Genomic DNA, 2979 nt, shown 5'->3' on the forward strand with positions numbered 1-2979 from the left:
CGCCGCCCCGCGGAGAGGGCGAAGGCGCCGAGCATGATCCGCCGCTTGACCTCGGCGCCGAAGCCGCGGCCGCGCGTCTCTTCGTAGAGCGCCGCGATGTCGCGCGCTCCCTCGGCGCGCGCGCCGTACCGCACGCCGTCGTGGCGGGCGAGGTTCGACGAGGCCTCGGCCGAGGAGACGATGTGGTAGATCGGCACGGCGAGGTCGGCGAGCGGGAGATCGGCGAACTCGACGACCGCCCCCGCATGGGCGAGGGCGCGCGCCGCCTCGGCCGTCGCCAGCCGCGCCCGCTCGTCCACTCCCTCGCGCGAGGCGAACTGATCGAGCCACGCCACGCGGCGCCCCGCCGCGTCGGCCCGCGGGGCGGAGAGAAACGCGGAGACCGGCGCGCCGCTGGACGTCGCGTCGCCGGGATCGCGTCCGGCGATCGCGGCGAGGCCGAGCGCCGCGTCGGCCACGTCGCGCGCGATCGGGCCGATCTGGTCGAGCGACGAGGCGAAGGCGACGAGGCCGCGGCGCGAAACCCGTCCGTAGGTCGGCTTGATCCCCACGACGCCGCAGAACGCGGCCGGCTGGCGGACCGAGCCGCCGGTGTCCGAGCCGAGGGCGAGCGGGACGAGGCCGGCGGCGACCGCCGCGGCCGAGCCGCCGCTCGATCCGCCGGGGACGCGCGCGGGATCGAGCGGATTGAGGCACGGTCCGCGGAACGACGTTTCGTTCGACGAACCCATGCCGAACTCGTCGCAGTTCGTCTTGGCGAGGACGACGGCGCCCGCGGCGCGCAGCCGGGCGACGGCCGCCGAGTCGCGGGGCGGAACGTACGACGCGAGCATCCGCGAGCCGCAGGTCGTCGGGCCGCCGGCGACGCAGATGTTGTCCTTGACCGCGACGGGAACGCCGGCGAGCGGGCCGAGCGGGCCGCCCGCCGCGCGGCGCGCGTCGATCGCCCGCGCCGCCCGAAGCGCCTCGTCGCGGAAGACGTGGAGGACGGCGTTGAGCGGCGCCGCGGCGTCGATCCGCGCCAGCGCGTCCGCGGCCAGCTCCTCGGCCGAGGCGCGGCCGCCGCGGACGAGCGCCGCCGCCTCGCGGGCGCCGGGCGCGCTCACCGCACGACCCGCGGCACGATGAAGTGGCCCGCGGCGAAGCGCGGCGCGAGGCGCGCCGTCTCGTCCTGGCCGAGGCCGGGCCGCGGTTCGTCGGCGCGCAGCGCGGCGGCGCCGTCCGGAGCGGGGGCGCCCGTCTGAGTCGCGGCGGCGTCCGGCGAGGACACGCTTCGCGCGGGCACGGCGCCGTCCGGAGCGGGGACGCCCGTCTGAGTCGCGGCGGGCGCGGCGGCGTTGCGCTCCGCGCCGTCTTGCGGCGCGTCGCCGACGTCGTACGCCTCGAGCCGCGCGAAGTCGCGGACGATCGCCTCGATGTCCCGCGCGTACCGCTCCGCCTCCCCCTCGGCGAGCGCGAGGCGCGCGAGGCGGGCGACGCGGCGCGCGGTTGCGGCGGTGATCGTCGGTCGGGTCATGCGGCGATGGTAATCAAGCGCGCCCCGCCGCGGCAACACGCCGCGGCGGCGCGTCGCCGATCAGAAGAAGCAGGAGACGTGGAAGACGAGCTTCTCGCCGGCGTCCCCCGCGTCCACTTCGACGTCGAACGACTCCCCCGACGCGACGCGGACTTCCTTGATCGCCGCCCGAGGCGCGGCCGCGCTCTTCGTCGTCAGCTTCGCCGAGACCTCGAGCGTCCCCTCGGAGATGCGCAGCGGCGCGAGCTCGAGTTCCACTTCGATCGGCGTTTCGTCGGCCGGCTCTTCCGGGCCCGCCTTCGCCTTCGCCTCGTCCTTCCCGGCGGCGGCGCCGGCGCGCGTCACGGCGGCGCCCGGCTCGCGCCGCATCGACATCTTGACCGGCGTGCCGACGAGCCCCGGCAGTCGCCGCTCCTCGATCTGCTGGCGCGCCGCGCCGCGGACGATCAGCGTGCGCACGGCGAACTCGACCGGCTCGGAGCCGGCGACGATCGGCACGACGCGCGGCCGGTCGGTCCACGACGCCGACAGGCCGAGGACGAGCCGTCTCCGCCCCGCGGCGTCTCCCCACAGCTCGAACACCTTGAGCCGGTCGGGCCGCACGACGACGCTGCGGTCGAACAGCGCCGTCTTGGAGTCGCTCGTGATCGTCGCCACGACCCGCACGCGGCATTCCGCGCGGCCGACGTCGGGCACGGGGGTCAGGGCGAGGAAGACGCGCAGCGGCGTGCCCGAGGTCGGCACGACCTTCGACGCGCTGATCGTCGATCCCGCGGGCCCTTCGAGCCGCTCGGCGACCGTCGCGCCGTGGGGGTCGCCGAGCAGGTCGAGGCGCGTCTCGATCGAGACCACCGTCTCGTGGACGACCCGAAACGGAAGTCCGGCGAAGGTCGGCGCGGCCCAGCCGGCGGCGCAGGCCAGTCCGACGGCCAGGACGCGGGCGGCGCGGCGGCCGCCAAGAAGCGTCCACGCCGCGGAAGAAAGATCTTGGATCGCCCTTCCCATAAAGAGGAGGATAATGTCTCTTTGGAACCGCCGGCGACCGGCGGGCGTACGTTTCGTGCGTCCCCCTTCCGCCGGGATGAGGGAGGCCGTATGCGCCCTCGATCGCCGCGCATCGCGCGCGGCGCTTGGGTCGTCCTGCTGGCGTTGCCGTCGCTGGCGGCGGGGCTCGCCTTCGCCGCCGGTCCTTCCGCGCCCCTCACCGCCTCGACCGCCGTCGAGTCCGAGGGACGTCGGATCGCGGGCGTGACGCTCGACCAGAGCGGGCAGGCGCTCGCCGGGGTCGAGGTCCGCGTCGCCGCGCTCGGCGTCGCGCCGCTCCGCGTGCTGAAGGTCCTCAGCGACGAAAACGGCCGCTTCAGCTTCCCGGCGCTCGCGCCGGGCGCCTACCGCCTCGTCGCCGTCAAGGGCGGCTACGCGGTGATGGTGGGACAGCTCAACACCGCGCTTCAGGAAACGCT

Annotated in this window: 4 protein-coding genes; 1 reads left to right on the forward strand and 3 read right to left on the reverse strand. The window is 76.0% G+C overall.

Annotated features, from left to right (window positions below; all coding sequences use genetic code 11):
• From LLG88_09860 to LLG88_09870, 3 genes are all read right to left on the reverse strand, one after another.
• Positions 1 to 1106 (reverse strand): Asp-tRNA(Asn)/Glu-tRNA(Gln) amidotransferase GatCAB subunit A (locus LLG88_09860; protein MCE5247208.1); only part of this gene is annotated, 1106 nt, incomplete at its 3' end.
• Complete coding sequence (locus tag LLG88_09865; GenBank protein MCE5247209.1) at positions 1103 to 1516, reverse strand: hypothetical protein; 414 nt, start codon at positions 1514 to 1516, stop codon at positions 1103 to 1105. The genes LLG88_09865 and LLG88_09860, both read right to left, overlap by 4 nt.
• 60 nt (positions 1517 to 1576) lie before the next feature.
• A complete protein-coding gene (locus tag LLG88_09870; protein MCE5247210.1) occupies positions 1577 to 2521 on the reverse strand; it encodes a hypothetical protein in 945 nt (314 codons plus the stop codon).
• 90 nt (positions 2522 to 2611) lie between these two features.
• Here LLG88_09870 and LLG88_09875 point away from each other — a divergent pair.
• Positions 2612 to 2979 (forward strand): carboxypeptidase-like regulatory domain-containing protein (locus tag LLG88_09875; GenBank protein ID MCE5247211.1); only part of this gene is annotated, 368 nt, incomplete at its 3' end.

Source organism: bacterium (assembly GCA_021372775.1).
Lineage (GTDB): Bacteria > Acidobacteriota > Polarisedimenticolia > J045 > J045 > JAJFTU01.

What these genes read in the sequence shown, in the direction of transcription:
- LLG88_09865 (MCE5247209.1), bottom strand. Translation starts at nt 1,516, where the DNA reads ATGACCCGACCGACGATCACCGCCGCAACCGCGCGCCGCGTCGCCCGC.
- LLG88_09870 (MCE5247210.1), bottom strand. Translation starts at nt 2,521, where the DNA reads ATGGGAAGGGCGATCCAAGATCTTTCTTCCGCGGCGTGGACGCTTCTT.